The 17,319-nt window shown below is 39.6% G+C and carries 14 protein-coding genes and 1 other RNA gene; 6 read left to right on the top strand and 9 right to left on the bottom strand.

Annotated elements, in window-relative coordinates; genetic code table 11:
- Positions 1–103 precede the first annotated feature (103 nt).
- The 3 genes from ACK2WI_RS09620 to ACK2WI_RS09610 are packed head-to-tail and all read left to right on the top strand — an operon-like array spanning position 104 to position 3,698.
- The gene (locus tag ACK2WI_RS09620; RefSeq protein ID WP_093095106.1) at positions 104–1,411 is read left to right on the top strand and encodes an O-acetylhomoserine aminocarboxypropyltransferase/cysteine synthase family protein; all 1,308 of its coding nucleotides are present in this window, start codon (positions 104–106) and stop codon (positions 1,409–1,411) included.
- Between the two features lie 44 nt (positions 1,412–1,455).
- Positions 1,456–2,517 (top strand): homoserine O-acetyltransferase, encoded by a 1,062-nt coding sequence (metX, locus tag ACK2WI_RS09615; protein ID WP_409150557.1) that lies wholly within the window; start codon positions 1,456–1,458, stop codon positions 2,515–2,517.
- Positions 2,517–3,698 (top strand): homoserine dehydrogenase, encoded by a 1,182-nt coding sequence (locus ACK2WI_RS09610; protein ID WP_409150555.1) that lies wholly within the window; start codon positions 2,517–2,519, stop codon positions 3,696–3,698. The genes metX and ACK2WI_RS09610 overlap by 1 nt, the downstream gene beginning before the upstream one ends.
- Before the next feature lie 592 nt (positions 3,699–4,290).
- Here the strand turns inward: ACK2WI_RS09610 and ACK2WI_RS09605 are convergent.
- Entirely contained in the window at positions 4,291–5,670 is a 1,380-nt protein-coding gene (locus tag ACK2WI_RS09605; protein ID WP_093095101.1) for a sigma-54 dependent transcriptional regulator, read from the bottom strand.
- A 51-nt stretch (positions 5,671–5,721) separates the two neighbouring features.
- Positions 5,722–6,089, bottom strand: an RNA gene (gene rnpB / locus ACK2WI_RS09600) — RNase P RNA component class A.
- A gap of 199 nt (positions 6,090–6,288) precedes the next feature.
- Here rnpB and ACK2WI_RS09595 point away from each other — a divergent pair.
- Positions 6,289–6,708 carry a hypothetical protein gene (locus ACK2WI_RS09595; RefSeq protein WP_313367277.1) on the top strand — a complete coding sequence of 140 codons (420 nt, stop codon included), beginning with the start codon at positions 6,289–6,291 and terminating at the stop codon, positions 6,706–6,708.
- 97 nt (positions 6,709–6,805) lie between these two features.
- Here the strand turns inward: ACK2WI_RS09595 and ACK2WI_RS09590 are convergent, their stop codons facing one another.
- The 3 genes from ACK2WI_RS09590 to argS are packed head-to-tail and all read right to left on the bottom strand — an operon-like array spanning position 6,806 to position 10,859.
- Positions 6,806–8,002, bottom strand: coding sequence for an NAD(P)/FAD-dependent oxidoreductase (locus tag ACK2WI_RS09590; RefSeq protein ID WP_409150682.1), 1,197 nt, complete (start codon positions 8,000–8,002; stop codon positions 6,806–6,808).
- A complete protein-coding gene (locus tag ACK2WI_RS09585; RefSeq protein ID WP_409150553.1) occupies positions 8,002–9,075 on the bottom strand; it encodes a Gfo/Idh/MocA family oxidoreductase in 1,074 nt (357 codons plus the stop codon). The genes ACK2WI_RS09590 and ACK2WI_RS09585 overlap by 1 nt, the downstream gene beginning before the upstream one ends.
- 2 nt (positions 9,076–9,077) lie before the next feature.
- The gene (gene argS / locus ACK2WI_RS09580; protein WP_409150552.1) at positions 9,078–10,859 is read right to left on the bottom strand and encodes an arginine--tRNA ligase; all 1,782 of its coding nucleotides are present in this window, start codon (positions 10,857–10,859) and stop codon (positions 9,078–9,080) included.
- Positions 10,860–10,968: 109 nt separating this feature from the next.
- Between argS and ACK2WI_RS09575 the strand changes: the two genes are divergently transcribed.
- A complete protein-coding gene (locus ACK2WI_RS09575; protein ID WP_093095091.1) occupies positions 10,969–12,360 on the top strand; it encodes an arginine decarboxylase in 1,392 nt (463 codons plus the stop codon).
- Between the two features lie 78 nt (positions 12,361–12,438).
- On the opposite strand, the gene ACK2WI_RS09570 is transcribed toward ACK2WI_RS09575, so the two are convergent.
- On the bottom strand, positions 12,439–12,684 hold the full coding sequence (locus ACK2WI_RS09570; protein WP_312697285.1) for a hypothetical protein: 246 nt from the start codon (positions 12,682–12,684) through the stop codon (positions 12,439–12,441).
- A gap of 182 nt (positions 12,685–12,866) precedes the next feature.
- Here ACK2WI_RS09570 and ACK2WI_RS09565 point away from each other — a divergent pair, with 182 nt between their 5' ends.
- Complete coding sequence (locus ACK2WI_RS09565; protein WP_409150550.1) at positions 12,867–13,982, top strand: MBL fold metallo-hydrolase; 1,116 nt, start codon at positions 12,867–12,869, stop codon at positions 13,980–13,982.
- Positions 13,983–14,346: 364 nt separating this feature from the next.
- On the opposite strand, the gene ACK2WI_RS09560 is transcribed toward ACK2WI_RS09565, so the two are convergent.
- Genes ACK2WI_RS09560 through ACK2WI_RS09550 form a run of 3 tightly spaced genes read right to left on the bottom strand, consistent with a single transcriptional unit; the run spans position 14,347 to position 17,318 of the window.
- Positions 14,347–15,468 (bottom strand): ABC transporter permease, encoded by a 1,122-nt coding sequence (locus ACK2WI_RS09560; protein WP_409150548.1) that lies wholly within the window; start codon positions 15,466–15,468, stop codon positions 14,347–14,349.
- Positions 15,465–16,571 (bottom strand): ABC transporter permease, encoded by a 1,107-nt coding sequence (locus ACK2WI_RS09555; protein WP_409150547.1) that lies wholly within the window; start codon positions 16,569–16,571, stop codon positions 15,465–15,467. The genes ACK2WI_RS09560 and ACK2WI_RS09555 overlap by 4 nt, the downstream gene beginning before the upstream one ends.
- The gene (locus ACK2WI_RS09550) at positions 16,572–17,318 is read right to left on the bottom strand and encodes an ABC transporter ATP-binding protein (RefSeq protein WP_409150545.1); all 747 of its coding nucleotides are present in this window, start codon (positions 17,316–17,318) and stop codon (positions 16,572–16,574) included.
- Between the last annotated feature and the right edge of the window lies 1 nt (position 17,319).

The raw sequence follows: 17,319 nt of genomic DNA, 5'->3' as shown, positions 1-17,319 counted from the left end.
TCAAGCACTAAGCACTAGTGCAAAAATTTAGTACCGACGACCAGAAACACAGCAAGGAGAGAATCATCTATTCAATTTACTAACATCTATAATCAACATAAAAATGGCAGACAACAAGAATCTTAAATTTGAAACACTACAAGTGCACGCAGGTCAAGACGTAGACCCTACAACTGGATCAAGAGCATTACCTATATATCAGACTACCTCATACGTTTTTGAAAATGCAGAACATGGAGCAAACCTTTTTGCCTTGAAGCAATTTGGTAACATCTATACCCGGATCATGAATCCTACCACGGATGTTTTCGAAAAACGTATCGCAGCTTTAGAGGGTGGTGTTGCAGCGGTTGCTGTTTCTTCAGGACAGGCAGCCCAATTCCTAGCTTTGACCAATATCCTTGAATCCGGAGAAAACTTTGTTTCAGGATCCAATCTATATGGCGGTACTTACAATCAGTTCAAGGTTTCTTTTAAGAGATTAGGCATTGAAGCAAGATTTGCTGAGGATTCAGATCCTGATAAAATTGAAGCATTGATCGACGATAAAACAAAAGCGATCTATGTGGAAACGATTGGGAACCCTAGTTACAATATCCCCGATTTCGAACGCATCGCATCGGTTGCTAAGAAACATGACCTACCATTGATCGTAGACAATACTTTTGGTGCCGGCGGTTATTTGTTCAAACCATTGGAGCATGGTGCTAACGTGGTGGTGGAATCGGCAACAAAATGGATCGGTGGACACGGAACTAGTATTGGTGGTGTGATTATCGATGGTGGAAACTACAACTGGGGGAATGGTAAATTCAAACAATTCTCGGAGCCTTCTGAAGGATACCATGGTTTAGTATTTTCCGATGTATTCGGTGAAGGTGGACCATTTGGAAACATTCAATTTGCTATCCGCGCTCGCGTTGAAGGATTAAGAGATTTCGGTCCTGCCCTATCTCCATTTAACTCATGGCTTTTGGTGCAAGGTCTGGAAACTTTGTCGCTACGTGTACAACGCCATGTTGACAATACCTTGGAAATTGCACAATGGTTGGAAGCACATCCTCAAGTTGAGCAAGTAAGCTACCCAGGATTGAAAAACCACCCGTACCATCAGAATGCACAAAAATATTTGAAAAACGGATATGGTGCGGTATTATCATTCACCATCAAAGGTGGAGTTGATAAGGCGAATGAGTTCATCGATTCATTGGAATTGATCAGCCATTTGGCGAACGTAGGAGATGCGAAATCCTTGATTATCCATCCTGCGGCAACGACACACCAACAATTGAGTGCAGAAGCGCAGAAAGCAGCTGGAGTAGCTCCAGGTCAATTGAGGCTTTCGGTGGGTATCGAGCACATCGACGATATTAAAGCAGACTTAACACAAGCATTTGACAAAATCAAGTAAGTGGGGGCTTAACTGATTTTTTAGGAGGAAGATAATTAAAGAGAATGAGTGTAAAGACTTTCGGATATAGCCAAGACTTCGAATTAGAGAGTGGAAAAAAACTGGCAAATCTACAGATAGCCTACCATAGTTATGGTCAGCTAAATGAGGATAAGTCCAATGTGATTTGGGTATGCCATGCCTTGACTGCAAATTCAGATGTTTTTGACTGGTGGCCAGGATTATTTGGCGAGAATGAATTATTTAATGATAAGGATTATTTTATAATCTGTGCCAATGTATTGGGCTCACATTATGGGACGACGAATCCCCTATCCATTGATCCTGACACCAACCTACCCTATTATTCAGACTTCCCTCAATTCACGATTAGAGATATTGTTAAAGCACATGGACTATTAGCTGATCATCTAGGGATCCAAGAGATCAACACCTTGATTGGAGGATCTCTAGGCGGTCAACAAGCTTTGGAATGGACCGTATCCAAAACCATAAAGATCCATAATCTAATAGCCATCGGCACGAATGCGTTTTTCTCGCCTTGGGGAATCGCATTCAATGAAAGCCAACGCCTAGCTATCGAAGCAGACGCAAGTTTTAAAGAGAAAAAGGATGATGCCGGCTTGAATGGTCTAAAGGCGGCCCGCAGTATGGCATTATTGTCCTATAGGACTTACAATGCCTATGGAACGACCCAAGTGGAATCGGACCATGATAAAACGGATGCTTACAAGGCATCCTCCTACCAAGCCTACCAAGGCGATAAATTAGTCAGAAGATTCAATGCCTTTTCCTATTGGTATTTGACCAAGGCGATGGATAGCCATCATCTAGGCAGAGGCCGTGGTCAGGTGGAACAAGTACTAAATTCCATTGAAGGGGTAAATACCCTGATCATTGGTATTCCATCGGACGTGCTATTCCCTCCTCAGGAACAGGAATTCATCGCGAAGCATATTCCTAATGCGGAATATTATGAACTGCACTCCTTTTTTGGACATGACGGCTTCTTGATCGAAACTAAAACCCTGACTCAAGTTATAGGCAACTTTCTTGAGAAACATAATACAAAAGCAGAAAATCACTTAAATTTAATTAAAGAATAATGAGTAAGAAACTTACCATCGGGATGTTTGGATTTGGTGTGGTGGGACAAGGTTTATACGATATCATAAAGACAAAGAACCTAAACTTAGAAATCAAGAAATTTGTTATCAAAAACGCAGACAAAAAAAGGACCTTGCCTGCGGAATTGTTTACCACAGATGCCAATGCTATTCTAGAAGATCCTGAAATCAATACCGTGGTGGAATTGATCGATGATGCCGAAGCTGCTTTTGAGATTACAAAAAGAGCACTGACAACAGGAAAGAATGTTGTTTCTGCCAATAAAAAAATGATTGCCACCCATTTAGAGGAATTGACCGAGATCCAAAACCAACATGGCACTTCCCTATTGTATGAAGGCGCTGTGTGTGGCAGTATCCCTATTATCAGAAACCTGGAAGAATACTATGACAATGAGCTTTTGCACTCTGTAAGCGGTATCTTCAATGGTTCATCCAACTATATTCTTTCCAAGATCTTCAACGAAAACCAAAGCTATGATGAGGCTTTGAAAAAAGCGCAGGAGTTGGGTTTTGCAGAAACGGACCCCACATTGGATGTTGGCGGATATGATCCAAAATACAAATTGGCTATTGTAGCTTCCCACGCTTATGGCATTTATATCAACCCAGATGAGATCCTTAACTTAGGGATTGATACCTTAGGGAATGCGGATATCCGATATGCACGAGAGAAAAACTACAAAATCAAGTTGATTCCTTTAGCTAAAGAAATCACTAATAATCAGGTTGTGCTTTATGTACTCCCTAAATTCATTTCTAAAGGCAATATATTGCGAAATGTAGAAAATGAATACAATGGTGTATTGGTAAAAGCTGCATTTGCGGATGAGCAATTTTTCTATGGAAAAGGAGCTGGCGGTCACCCAACAGGATCTGCTGTGCTATCTGATATTGCTGCATTAAGATATGATTACAAATATGAGTACAAGAAACATTTAGAGGCTCAACAGGTTGAATATTCAACTGATTATGCGCTAAAAGCTTATTTCCGCTATGAGGACGAAGATGTATTGGAAAATATTGAGTTTATCAGTATTTCAGAAAGATTCTATAGTGATGATCACAAATATGTGATTGGAACCATTAATCTCCAAGAAATCATTGCAAAGCGAGAGATTATCCATCAACAAGGAAATTTCTTGGCTGAAATCATTTAATTCCATTTTAAATTAAGATAGAAAGTGTTTTTCCTGTAAAGGATTAACACTTTTTTTATTCTGCAACGCTTTCATTTTAGGTCATAAAGCATGGAAGAGCATCCCACAAAAATGTTTTGTTTCTGAAAGTTTTTGTTTTTTAGAAAAATAAAGCCTGGAAGCGGATAATATTTGCATTCTAAAGGTAACATTATCATTACATTAACAGATTTTGGCATTCAATAGGTTAAATAATTGTTAATACATTTGCTTTGTCATGGTTTTTGCATTATATTATTCGCATATTATTATATAAACTTAAAAATCAATTGATCATGAGAAAGTGGAATGTGTTAGTACTACTAAATGCAGTATCTATTGGTTTGTTTGCACAGGACAACACCAACGCTAGCACGAGTGAGGGATCTGCATTACCGTATTTAATAATCGGAATTATTGTTTTAACCGTTGCTATATACATGTTATATAGCCGACAAAAACGGAAATTCAACGATTAACAACGTATTAAAATATACGTATAATAAGAAAAGGCCTGATTAGATCAGGCCTTTTTCGTTGTATTGTGTTTGTATTATATTTCAAGATATTATGCTTAGTCTCTTTTCAGTCCGAATTTTTCGATCTTACTGTACAGGTGACTTCGTTGGATATCCAGGTCATCTGCTGTTTTGGAGACATTCCAATTGTTTCTTTCCAATTTGTATTTAATGAATTCGCATTCAGAGAAGTCTTTAAAGTCTTGGAAGGAGGTAAATTGTTCCATATCGAATCCATTGCTCGTATGGTTTCCTGCCAGGCTATTTGCAGTGATAGGACCTCCGGGATTAGCGAATTTCAGGACATCTTCTTCGGTGATCTTCTTATCACACAAGATGATCAAGCGTTCGATCATGTTCCTCAGTTCGCGGATATTCCCGGTCCAAGGCAACGATTGAAGCGCTTTCATAGCATCAGGCGTAAAGGCTTTGACAGGCATGCTGTACTCTGCACAAACCTCTTCGCAAAAGGCATTGGCCAAAGTCGGGATATCGTCCTTGCGTTCATTTAAAGATGGCACATGGATCAAGATAACACTCAGACGGTGGTACAAGTCCATACGGAAGTTACCTTCTTCGATTTCTCGCAATAAATCTTTGTTGGTAGCGGCAATTACACGCACATTGACATCGATTTCTTTTTCACCACCTACCCTAGTGATTTTATTTTCCTGCAAGGCTCTCAATACCTTGGCTTGAGCGGAAAGGCTCATATCACCAATCTCATCCAAGAAGAGTGTACCGTTGTTTGCTTGTTCGAATTTACCGATACGTTGCTTTACCGCTGAGGTAAAGGATCCCTTTTCATGGCCGAACAATTCAGACTCGATCAATTCAGAAGGGATTGCAGCACAGTTTACTTCGACTAAGGTAGAACCCGAGCGAGATGATTTTTCGTGCAACCAACGCGCCACCAATTCTTTACCAGCACCATTAGCACCAGTGATCAAGACGCGTGCTTCAGTTGGGGCTACTTTTTCGATGGTATCTTTAATCAAGTTGATACCGGAAGAGTCACCTAGAATTTCTTTTGTTTTGGAGATTTTACGTTTAAGGACTTTTGTTTCCTTAACCAAGGAGCCCTTTTCTAGGGCATTCCTTACGGTGATCAATAACCTGTTGAGGTCAAGAGGTTTTTCCAGGAAGTCGAAGGCCCCTTTACGCGCAGCTTCAACCGCTGTTTCAATGGTACCATGTCCTGAGATCATGATGAACGGGATATCGGAAAACTCTTTTGCAGCGGTCAGTACTTCCATACCGTCCATTTTGTTCATCTTGATATCACATAATACCAAGTCGATTTTTTCTTTCTGCAAAATCTTCAGACCATCCTCACCGTTGTCGACATCGAGGACTTTATAATCTTCATATTCCAAGATATCACGTAACGAGCTACGGATTGGGCGCTCATCATCTATAATTAAAATTGTTGTCATAACTTAACACACTTGTTTATAGGCAATAGAAAATGTACAATAATTAAAAAAAAAGAAGCAAACCTTGTAAGCCGGGTTCTGTATTCTAAAATAAGAATTTCTATCATTTATCTAGGTCTGCATTCACACACAGACTCCATCAACCTACCCATTGCAAGTGCCCGAAGGCAGAAAACGAGCCGCTTTCTAATCTTGCAACCTATTTGGTCTTTCAACATACGAGGTTTACCGAGATGTATGTCGCCATACAAATCCGTGAGCTCTTACCTCACGTTTTCACCCTTACCCCGAGGGGCGGTATATTTTCTGTGGCACTTGCTGTCTGATAAAAAATCAGCCTTCCCGTTAGGAAGCGTATCGCCCTATGTTGCCCGGACTTTCCTCTCCATGTAACATGCAGCGATAGAACCAGTTTGCTTCAATGTGCAAAACTACAAAAAATTCAATGGAATAAGGCTAAACATACATTTTTGATAGAATTGAAAAATAATTAACAAGAAAAGTAAATATTTTTCACTTCACCTGTAGCGAGCTAAATTTTATTGTCGTTATATGATAAAACATAAGTCGACAAGATGTTCTTTTTAATTATTTATTAAACATTATTTATAACTTAACATGAAAACTACTACATTTTTAAGGACATTATTAGCTGTTACAGCAATGGCAGGCGCATTAACAACTATTTCTTGCACGAAAAAGGGGGATCCAAAACCAGAAAAGAAAAAGACAAAATTGGTAAACGTGGTTTACAAAATTAACTCGCAAGTAAAAGATTTGAAGTTAAAATCTTTAGTGATAACTGGGTACAAAGGTCAAGATTCAACTATTGCGGTTAAAGATACAGACAAACTTCCAAGAGAAATCAGATTGAGAAGACCGGCTCCAGCAAAGAACGCTGCATTGAAAATCAAAACTACAGTAGACAAACCAGGAAAAGTAAACTTAGAAATCTTGGTTGACAACAAATCAGTGAAAAAATTAGAAGCAAACATTACAGACATTAAAAAAGAAGGTGTTTTGGAACACAAATTTTAATTAAAGGATCTAAAAAACAAGAAACTACTTTCCCCAAAATAATTACCAAGGCTGTACCCAATAGGTTGCAGCCTTTTTTTATGTCCAAAAGTTTTGATTATAGATCTTGGGCGATAGCAAAGCCGGCTGCCCATGCCCATTGGAAATTGTATCCGCCTAACCAGCCTGTGATATCCACAGCTTCACCACCGAAATAAAGTCCTTCCTGCTTTTTGCTTTCCAGCGTTTTCGGGTTCAACTCGTCCGTTGCTATCCCTCCTCGCATAACCTCGGCCTTATCATAGCCCTTATCTCCGGCAGGCTTCACTTTAAATTGATGGATGCTATCTGACACCAATTTGGCATCTGCCTTACTTAGGGAGGCTATTTTTAACTGAATGGGCAGGAACTCACCAAGGGCATCCACCATTTTTTTGGTAAAATGGTCATTTAATAATTGTCCAACGGTCCTTTTCCCTGCATTGTTCCGTTCTTCCTTGATCAAATTATCTAACTTGAATTTCGGCAATAGGTCAATGCTGAAATGCTCTCCAGGTCTCCAATAGGAAGAGATCTGTAAGATTGCTGGCCCACTAAGTCCCCAATGGGTAAAAAGGATATTTTCTTCAAAGGAGATCTTATCGTTAAATACCCTAGAGAACACGGAATTACCAGCAAGTGAGGCATACCAGTTTGCATCTTTACCGGTAATGGTCAATGGAACCAAGGCCGGTGCTGTTTCCACTATTCTATGGTTAAACCTACGTGCCAGCTTTATGGCAAAATCGGAAGCGCCTAGTTTGGCAACCGGCAAACCTCCGGTAGTCAGAACAACTTTTGGCGTAGATATTTTTGCTTGTTTGCCGTTTTTCTCGTAGCTGATTTTGAAGCCAGCATCTGTTTTCTGCACATCAGTCACCAAGGTATCTAACCAGATATCCTGTCCTGTTTCATACATTAACTTGGTAAAAACTGCGACAATATCCTTCGCTTTATTCGAGACTGGAAATAACTGGCCTAAGGTCTTTTCTTGCCCTTGTATATTCCCGAACTGTTCGAAGAAGTTTATGGTATCTTCCACGGTCCATTGGGAAAACATAGCATTAAGGAATTTTGGGTTTTCAGAAACGAAGTTATCTACTGAGGTATAAAGGTTTGTAAAATTACATCGACCACCACCAGAGATCAGGATCTTGGCGCCAGGTTTTTCATTGCGTTCAATCAACAAAGTCCTTTTACCCAGAAATCCTGCCTGCACCGCGCACATCAGTCCGCAGGCACCAGCTCCAATGATTATCGCATCATAATCTTTCATTAGGAAATCAACTCTCCTTCCAAAGGAATAGTCCTTTGTTCTGCCCAAGATTTTTCTGCAAGTTCCAATAAACGGATGACATCGCGTGCTTGCTCAGGCTTAATGAACAGATTTTCTTCACCTTTGATAGCAGCGACAATATTCTTATAGAAATCTTGGCCTGAACCATATTCGCTTTCAATTTTCTCTTCAACATCTTTTCCATTTTCTACAATGGAAAGTGTGCCTTGAAAAGATGGATCTTCCTTACCCCAGTCTTGCATGCTGGCAGGGACAACTCCGTCACGCAATAAAGCTTCCTGAGCATCCACGCCCCATTTCACAAAACAGCCATTCATTCCATAAACAGCATATCGAGCGGTGGATATTTTAGCCAGCATCTGTCCTTTCAAGGAAACTTTGATACCGGGGTAAGACAGGATAAACTCGAAATCATCGATTGCCTTTGCACCATCACGTTGAACACGGAGGTCAGCAAATATCGCTTCTGGTTTTCCAAAGACTTGCAAAGCCTGATCGAGCAAGTGAGCACCTAGATCATAATGTATACCAGATCCAGGTAAGTTCTCTTCACGCCATGCTCCGGCTCTCAAGAAGTTCCTGAAGCGGTCGTAACGAGCTTCATAATTCACCACTCTTCCTAATCTTCCAGATTCAATCACCTTTTTAACGGTTTTGAAGTCGGAATGGAAACGGGCATTGTGGTGCACCGATAATAGCAGACCTTTTTCTTTTGCTAAAGCAATTAATTCATCGGCCTCAGTGCTATAATTGGTGAAAGGTTTTTCAACGACCACATGCTTACCAGCTTCCAGAGCTGCTTTCGCTAAGCTGAAATGTACATCATTTGATGTAGCGATCGCAACGATATCTACTTCTGGGTCATTGATGATATCATCTGCAGACAGGACCCCAGTAGCATTGGGATAGCGCTCGGCTAACATTTGCTGTTGTTCAGGTTTGCGGGCAGTGACTTTGTATAATTCTAGATCAGGATTGCCATCAATAAATGGGGCATGAAAAACATGCCCCCCTATTGAAAATCCGATTAATCCGACTTTAAGGTTTTTCATAATTACATTCTTTCCGGTACTTGGATCCCTAGCATGTTCATGCTTTCCGCAATTATCCTTGCTGCTGAGGCAGACATTTGCAGACGGAAGCCTTTGACGTTTTCGTCTTCAGCTTTTAGGATCGTTTCCTCGTGATAAAATTTATTGTAGAGTTTAGCTAAATCGTATGCATAATTTGCCAATTGCGCAGGGCTGAATTCTTGCGCAGAAGCTTCAATGATAGCAGGATAATTTGCCAATGCCTGAATCAAATCGCGTTCATAAGGAGAAATGGAAGCAGGTGTTTTCACATCCGCTCCTGTATATTCCGCTTTGCGAAGCACAGATTTAATCCTTGCGTGGGTATATTGAACGAATGGACCCGTATGGCCTTGGAAGTCCACCGATTCATTTGGATCAAAAAGCAAACGTTTTTTAGGGTCTACTTTTAATAGGAAATATTTAAGAGCACCCATACCGATGGTTTGATACAAGGAAGCTTTTTCTTCTTCATTAAAACCTTCAGTTTTCCCTAATTCTTCTGTTCTTTCTTTGGCAGTTTCGATCATTTCCGCCATTAGATCATCGGCATCCACGACAGTTCCCTCTCTGGATTTCATCTTGCCAGATGGGAGGTCCACCATACCATAGGATAAATGGTAAAGACCATTTGCCCATTCCTTGCCTAATTTTTTCAAAATGGCGAACAATACCTTGAAGTGGTAATCTTGCTCATTTCCTACAACATAGATGGATTCATCCATTTTGAATTCATCATATTTCAATTGCGCAGTACCTAGATCTTGTGTGATATATACAGATGTTCCATCTCCTCTTAGCACCAACTTTTGGTCCAGACCTTCATCAGTTAAGTCAATCCATACAGAGTTGTCTTCTTTTTTGAAGAAAACGCCTTTTTCAAGACCTTCTTGGATGATATCCTTTCCCAAAAGGTAGGTCTCCGATTCGTAATAGAATTTATCGAAATCTACACCAAGCTGTTTATAAGTTTTATCAAAACCGGCATATACCCAGCCATTCATGGTTTTCCAAAGGTTGATGACCTCAGCATCGTTTGCTTCCCATTTTTGAAGCATCACTTGCGCTTCTTTCATCAATGGGGCATTCTTTTTGGCATCATCTTCCGATTGGCCTTCTTGCTTCAGTTGGTCGATTTCCTTTTTGTATTCTTTATCAAAAACCACATAATATTTACCAACTAAATGGTCTCCTTTTAATCCTGCGGATTCAGGTGTTTCACCGTTACCGAACTTTTGCCATGCCAACATGGATTTACAGATATGTATACCACGGTCATTGACAAGGTTGGCTTTTACCACATCATAACCATAAGCTTTAAGGATTTCGGCCACGGAATAGCCCAATAAATTGTTACGAATGTGTCCTAAGTGCAGTGGTTTGTTGGTGTTAGGTGAAGAATATTCCACCATCAGTTTTTTACCGTTCTGCGGGTATTTTCCGAATGAATCAGGGAGGATGGTTGTATTCAACAGGGAGATCCAGTAATCATCAGAGAAACTCAGGTTCAAGAAACCTTTGATCACATTGAAGTCACTGATCTCTTGGATGTTTTCTTTTAGATAAGTACCTATTTCATTTCCAGTAACTTCCGGAGATTTTTTAGAAAATCGGGTAACCGGAAATACAACTATAGTGATTTGACCTTCAAACTCTTTTCTAGTCTCTTGTAATGCGAGTTGAGAAGCAGGGATTTCTGCTCCATACAATGCATTTACCGCTTCAACTGTCTTCTCAATAAGCAGCTCTTGGATTGATTTTGCCATGTAAATATTTCGTAATATTCGTAACTTTCTGATAATGAATTTAAAAAATAACGCATTGATTATTTAGGTATTCATCGTGAAAGCATATCTTTGCCAAAAATAATAAAAAATGCAGAGCTATCAGGAATTTCTTGACTTAAGTGTTGGTTTTCCGCAAGACGGATTCGATATCATCGATGACGAATTGTACTTCCACGATTTGAATTTGATGGAAATGATAGAAACGTACGGTACTCCCCTACGTTTTACCTATTTACCCATTATCAGCAAAAAGATACAACAAGCGAAAATCTTATTTCAAACAGCCATGTTGAAATATAACTATCGCGGATCCTATAAATATTGCTATTGTACAAAATCTTCGCATTTCAAACATATCGTTGAAGAGGCCTTGAAGAATGATATCCACTTGGAAACTTCTTCGGCTTTTGATATGCCTATGATTGATGCCTTAGAGCGACAAGGTAAGGTGACTAAGGACATTACAGTGATCTGTAATGGTTTTAAAACCTACCAATACAAACAGTACATTGTTGACATGTTGCATGATGGATTCCGTAATATTATCCCAGTATTGGATAACAAAGAGGAATTCAACATGTATGATGATGAAGTTGAGCTTTCTGAACCTTGTAACCTTGGTATCCGTATTGCTGCTGAGGAGCAACCAGATTCACAATTCTATACTTCCAGATTAGGGATCAGGATGGAAGATGTGATCGATTTCTACAACAGCAAAATCGTAGATAATCCACACTTCAAAGTGAAGTTATTGCACTTCTTTATCAATTCAGGTATTTCTGACACTCCATATTACTGGAATGAGCTTGAGAAATATGTGACCTTGTACTGTAAGTTCAAAAAGATCAACCCTGACTTAGATACTTTGGACATTGGTGGTGGTATGCCATTCAAAGACTCATTGGTTCATGATTTCGATTATGAATACATGGTTAACGAGATTGTCAACCGCATCAAACAGATCTGTGCTCACCATGAGGTTGTAGAACCGGATATCATTACGGAATTTGGTAAGTACACTGTTGCTGAGGCTTCAGGTATCCTTTATAAGGTATTGGGCAGAAAACAACAGAACGACCGTGAAAAATGGTTAATGTTGGACGGTTCTTTTATCACCAACCTTCCTGATGTTTGGGCGTTGAACCAGAAGTACATCTTATTGCCGATCAACAATTGGGATTCGGAATATGAGCGTGTTAACCTTGGTGGTATCACTTGCGATGGTCAAGATTACTATAACCAAGAAGCCCATATGAACTCGGTATTTATGCCAAAAACCAGAAAAGTACAATATCTTGGTTTCTTCCACACTGGAGCTTATCAAGAAGTATTGAGTGGTTACGGTGGAATTCACCATTGTTTATTACCTTCACCGAAGCATGTTTTGATCCGCAGAAATAGAGACGAGACATTTAACTATGAGGTGTTTGGCGAAGAGCAAAATTCAAAACAAGTCATGAAATTATTGGGCTACCAATAAGCCTGATTTCACAATAAAAAAAGCAAGTTAATATCAATTAACTTGCTTTTTTACTTTAGGGCTAAACCTTTTATATGCCTAGCCATCCATAAACACTAATCCGCTGATTTCTTTTCGTAATGTTCGAGGTAATTGCATAAATACCTCTGGTTTTAAATTTAGTTGGTAGTTTTTTGAGCCTGGTATTGGTAAGACGCAAAATAAATTTTGAAATCCCCCGCCTAACCACTTCCCATCATTGGCGAGGTAATCTTGATACTTCTTGTCCAAATCGTTAATAGTTTTATAAAACAATTTGATCGAAGAATCTCCAATTAAATACATGATTCACTGTTTATGTTAAAGAACTAACACAAAATTATAAATGAAAATTAACTATTCGTTAATTTTTTTATTTTTTATTGGTTAATTTTTACATAATTATTGAAATCAAGAGTGAGATACTTTACCTAATTCATTTATTGCAATCAGATTACAGATAATACTGTAAATTGTGCCGCATTAACATGAAAAAAATATTTAAGATACTTATGTATATCATCCTTGCCTTAGTCCTAATTATCGCTGTGGCAGTATATTTATTAAGCCGTTCGGATCAAATGGGAGCTTTGGCTTCTGCTGATCGATTGGAGAGAATGGAGCATACCGCCACCTTTAAAGATGGGGTATTTGACAATTTAGAAAAAACACCAGCTATTAAGGAAGGTGTAAGCCAAGTTGCTGTATTCAGGTCTTTTTTCTTTGAAAAAGATAAGAGAAATGTCCCTGCAAAACCTTTACCCGTCGAGATTACTGATTTAAAGAACATTCCATTGGACCAAAATGTATATGTATGGTTTGGTCATTCCTCCTACTATATGCAGTTGAATGGAAAAAGGATCTTGGTGGACCCTGTTTTAAATGGGAATGCCTCACCCATTCCGGGCAGTGTAAAGGCATTCAAAATGACCCATAAATATAATGCGGAAGATTTTCCTGAAATCGATATCCTCATCCTTACCCATGATCATTATGACCACTTGGATTATCCTTCCATATTGCAATTGAAGAGTAAGGTAAAGGACGTGGTGACGAGCTTAGGGGTTGGAGCCCATTTCGAAAAATGGGGCTACCCTACTGAACGGATCCATGAATTGTATTGGGGTGAGAAATTGACGCTAGACAGTTTACAAATCACCGCTGCACCTGCAAGGCACTTTTCTGGCCGTTGGTTAAAGAGAAATACTAGCTTATGGTCATCCTTTGTTGTTCAAGCTGATTCGTTGAAAATATTTGTAGGCGGAGATTCTGGCTATGGCAAACATTTTATGGAAATAGGCGATCAATATGGTCCTTTTGATGTTGCCATCCTTGAAAATGGGCAATACAATGAATTATGGAAATACATTCACCTGATGCCGGAAGAAGCTGTTACAGCAGCTCAGGAATTGCAGGCGAAAAGAATAATCCCTGTCCATAACTCTAAATTTCCTCTTGCCAATCATGCTTGGGATGACCCCATGATCCGTATTACGAAAGAGGCTAAGAATAAAAATGTCCCAATTTGGACTCCAAGAATGGGACAGCTTATTTATTTAGATAAAGATAATGACACCAAGGAATGGTGGATAGGGATTGAATAAACCCCTATGAATAAACCTCTTAAGTTTTAAAAAACAAAGATCCTTCGTTACTTTTGAAGCGCAAAAGTAACCAAAACGCTTTGGCTCATTTAAGGTGGCTTTTCGCACCATCCAGCGCACATGAAAAGAATGCCTTGTTGTCGGGGATATCTTTCTTCAAAATTCTCCCTTTAGTTGGAGAATTTTGAAGAAAGCATCCCAAGGCCAATCCCATCGCACAGGTCAACGGCATTCTTTCCATTTTTCCGCCACTGGAAATGAGCCGGTTGCTAAAGGACTTCCTGCGGAAGGATTGAAGTCTGGTCTGAGAAACCATTAAAAGATTGTGACCTCGACATAAAATCCTTAAATTAATGATATTGCCCTATGATGTTTTTCTATAATTCCAGATCGCTAAGCCATTCAGCAAAAGGGCAAATCCGGTGATGATCAAGAAATGATGTTGGATATCATAGAAATCACTGCCCTTTAAAACAATCATCCGGACCACTTCAATGAAATAAGTTACAGGAATCATTTTCGTGACTATGTATGCCCATTGAGGCATGCTGTCGATAGATGTAAATAATCCGCTCATCATCATAAAGATCATGATGAAAAAGAATGCGACCGACATCGCTTGTTGCTGTGTTTCCGAAATGGTTGATATCAGCAAGCCTAGCCCTAAAATGGCAATCAGGTAAATCGATAAATAACCATACAACCAAAACAGATTGCCAACGGGCACAATTCCATATATAAATCGGCCAACCACAAATAATCCTACAGTAAAGACAAACATGCCAATGATCCAAAATGGAATCAGTTTACCAAGAATAAATTGATATTTCTTTATCGGTGTCACATTGATCTGTTCAATTGTTCCGACCTCTTTTTCCTTGACGATATTCAAGGCGCACATATAGGAACAGACCATGGTAACTAGAGCGACCAAAATACCCGGTACCATAAATTTATTGTAGATCAGGTATGGATTGAACCAATTGGAAGAGGTGACATCAATAAGCGAATTGGCAGAAACTCCATTTTGGTTAACCCATTTGGTCCGGATATCTTCATTGAAGTCCCTGATTATTCGGCTGAGATAGCTTGAACCTAAACCTGCTTTCACGCCATTGATCGCATTGGCAGCTATAAACAATTCGGCTGACTTCTCTTTGATCAGATCCCTTTCGAAATTCGTTGGAATCTCCAGGATTAAATCTGCTTTTTCGTTTTCAATCTGTTTCAAAGCTTCTTTAAAGGATTGCCCATAATCTGTCAACCTAAAATATCCAGAAGCCGTCATTTTCGCAATCAATTGTTGGGAAGATGGAGAATGGTCATGGTCCACAATGGAGACATTGATGTTTTTCACCTCGTAATCCGCCGCAAACGGAAGGATTATCAATTGCATGATGGGTGCAATAAAAATCAATGGCAGCAATGCTTTATTCCTAAAGATCTGCTTGAATTCCTTTCTTAATAAAAACAACAATGATCTCATTCCAATCTTGTTTTAAAATTTTTCAAACTTAATACCAAAAGAATTACCGTCATTACGATCAGAATCAAGGTTTCTTTCCAGATGGCAGTAATCCCCAACCCTTTCAACATAATGGATTTTACGATGATATAGTACCATTTCGAAGGAACTAAATTGGAAACTATCTGCAATGGCATGGGCATGTTTTCAATCGGAAACATAAAACCGGTAAACAGAAGAATTGGCAACATCATCCCCATCATTGAGATCAACATAGCTGCCTGCTGGGAATTAGTCACATTGGAAATCAAAAGGCCTACGGATAGGGCGCAGATGATCAACAGGGCACTCTCAGCGACCAACAAGATCAAACTGCCATGGATCGGCATCCCCATAAGCGTCACTGCCATGATCAAGATGACCGCCAAATTGATCAATGATAACATGAAATAAGGAAGTGCCTTTGACACAATCACCAGAAATGGATTAAACGGCGAAACCAATAAGATTTCCATGGTTCCCATTTCCTTTTCCTTCACTATAGAAACGGCTGTCATCAACACACAGATAAGCATTAGGACCAAGGCCATAATCCCCGGAACAAAGTTCATCGCGCCCTTGAGTTCAGGATTATAGAGCATCCTGAGTTCGGTATTGATGGAATAAGGTATCTCTTGACCCTGCATCAATTCCATTTGATAATCCAAGATGATGGCATTTGCATAATTCTGCAAGGTACTGGCAGTATTAGGATCAGACCCATCCGTAATCACTTGGATTTGTGCTTTTTTCAGATGCAGTAGATCCTCATTGAAATTCGCAGGAAAAACTACCGCAAGCTTGATGTTTTCCTTTTGGAAGGAGTCCTCAATATCTTTATAGCTCATTAAGGATTTAGTAACCTGGAAATTTCGATTTGCTTCAAACTTCCTGGTTAACTCCTGCGTTGCAATGTCCTGTGAATAGTCGCAGATCACGATTTTCGCATTCTTCACCTCATTGGTAAGGGCGAATCCAAAGAGTACAATCTGCACGATCGGCAGTCCAAACAACATCAACAAAGTCTTTCTATCCCTGAACACATGGTAGAATTCCTTCCTTACGAAAGACATAAACTGTTTCATCTAATCCCCCTTCCGTTTTGCGGCGCGAGCCAGTTCATAAAACACATCATCCATAGTATCTGCCTTATATTTTTGTTTCAGGTTTAGTGGGCTATCCAAGGCTTTGATCTCACCATCCACCATCATCGATATCCGGTTACAATATTCTGCTTCATCCATATAGTGGGTAGTCACAAATATGGTTATCCCACGAGCTGCTGCAGCATAGATCAAGTCCCAAAACTGCCTACGGGTAACAGGATCCACTCCACCGGTAGGCTCATCCAAGAAAACGATCTTCGGATCGTGGATGACCGCAACTGAGAATGCCAGCTTTTGCTTCCAACCCAAGGGCAGTGAGGCCACCAATTTTTTGGCTTCGTTCTCCAAACCTAAGGTTTTTAATAGTTCGGTCCGTTTTTCTTTAAGTTGCTTATTATTGAGGCCATAGATGCCTCCAAAAAAATCAATGTTTTCATTTACTGTTAGATCCTCGTAAAGCGAAAACTTCTGGCTCATATAACCAATGTTTTTCTTGATTTCCTCTGTTTGTTTATAGATATCAAAACCAGCAATATTCGCTTCTCCAGAACTAGGCTTTGAAAGACCACAAAGCATCTTCATGGCTGTGGTTTTACCAGCGCCATTGGCACCCAAGAACCCAAAGATCTCACCTTTATAAACCTCAAAGCTAATGGAGTTGGTCGCTATGAAATCGCCAAATTTCTTGGTCAGCTTATCCGTCTTTATTACCACTTCATCTGTCATA

The sequence above is a fragment of the Sphingobacterium sp. BS-2 genome, from assembly GCF_046161205.1.
In the GTDB taxonomy this organism is placed as follows: domain Bacteria; phylum Bacteroidota; class Bacteroidia; order Sphingobacteriales; family Sphingobacteriaceae; genus Sphingobacterium; species Sphingobacterium mizutaii.
This window is presented reverse-complemented; position numbering and strand designations above follow the sequence as displayed.

What these genes read in the sequence shown, in the direction of transcription:
- ACK2WI_RS09620 (WP_093095106.1), top strand. Translation starts at nt 104, where the DNA reads ATGGCAGACAACAAGAATCTTAAATTTGAAACACTACAAGTGCACGCA.
- metX (WP_409150557.1), top strand. Translation starts at nt 1,456, where the DNA reads ATGAGTGTAAAGACTTTCGGATATAGCCAAGACTTCGAATTAGAGAGT.
- ACK2WI_RS09610 (WP_409150555.1), top strand. Translation starts at nt 2,517, where the DNA reads ATGAGTAAGAAACTTACCATCGGGATGTTTGGATTTGGTGTGGTGGGA.
- ACK2WI_RS09605 (WP_093095101.1), bottom strand. Translation starts at nt 5,670, where the DNA reads ATGACAACAATTTTAATTATAGATGATGAGCGCCCAATCCGTAGCTCG.
- ACK2WI_RS09595 (WP_313367277.1), top strand. Translation starts at nt 6,289, where the DNA reads ATGAAAACTACTACATTTTTAAGGACATTATTAGCTGTTACAGCAATG.
- ACK2WI_RS09590 (WP_409150682.1), bottom strand. Translation starts at nt 8,002, where the DNA reads ATGAAAGATTATGATGCGATAATCATTGGAGCTGGTGCCTGCGGACTG.
- ACK2WI_RS09585 (WP_409150553.1), bottom strand. Translation starts at nt 9,075, where the DNA reads ATGAAAAACCTTAAAGTCGGATTAATCGGATTTTCAATAGGGGGGCAT.
- argS (WP_409150552.1), bottom strand. Translation starts at nt 10,859, where the DNA reads ATGGCAAAATCAATCCAAGAGCTGCTTATTGAGAAGACAGTTGAAGCG.
- ACK2WI_RS09575 (WP_093095091.1), top strand. Translation starts at nt 10,969, where the DNA reads ATGCAGAGCTATCAGGAATTTCTTGACTTAAGTGTTGGTTTTCCGCAA.
- ACK2WI_RS09570 (WP_312697285.1), bottom strand. Translation starts at nt 12,684, where the DNA reads ATGTATTTAATTGGAGATTCTTCGATCAAATTGTTTTATAAAACTATT.
- ACK2WI_RS09565 (WP_409150550.1), top strand. Translation starts at nt 12,867, where the DNA reads ATGAAAAAAATATTTAAGATACTTATGTATATCATCCTTGCCTTAGTC.
- ACK2WI_RS09560 (WP_409150548.1), bottom strand. Translation starts at nt 15,468, where the DNA reads ATGAGATCATTGTTGTTTTTATTAAGAAAGGAATTCAAGCAGATCTTT.
- ACK2WI_RS09555 (WP_409150547.1), bottom strand. Translation starts at nt 16,571, where the DNA reads ATGAAACAGTTTATGTCTTTCGTAAGGAAGGAATTCTACCATGTGTTC.
- ACK2WI_RS09550 (WP_409150545.1), bottom strand. Translation starts at nt 17,318, where the DNA reads ATGACAGATGAAGTGGTAATAAAGACGGATAAGCTGACCAAGAAATTT.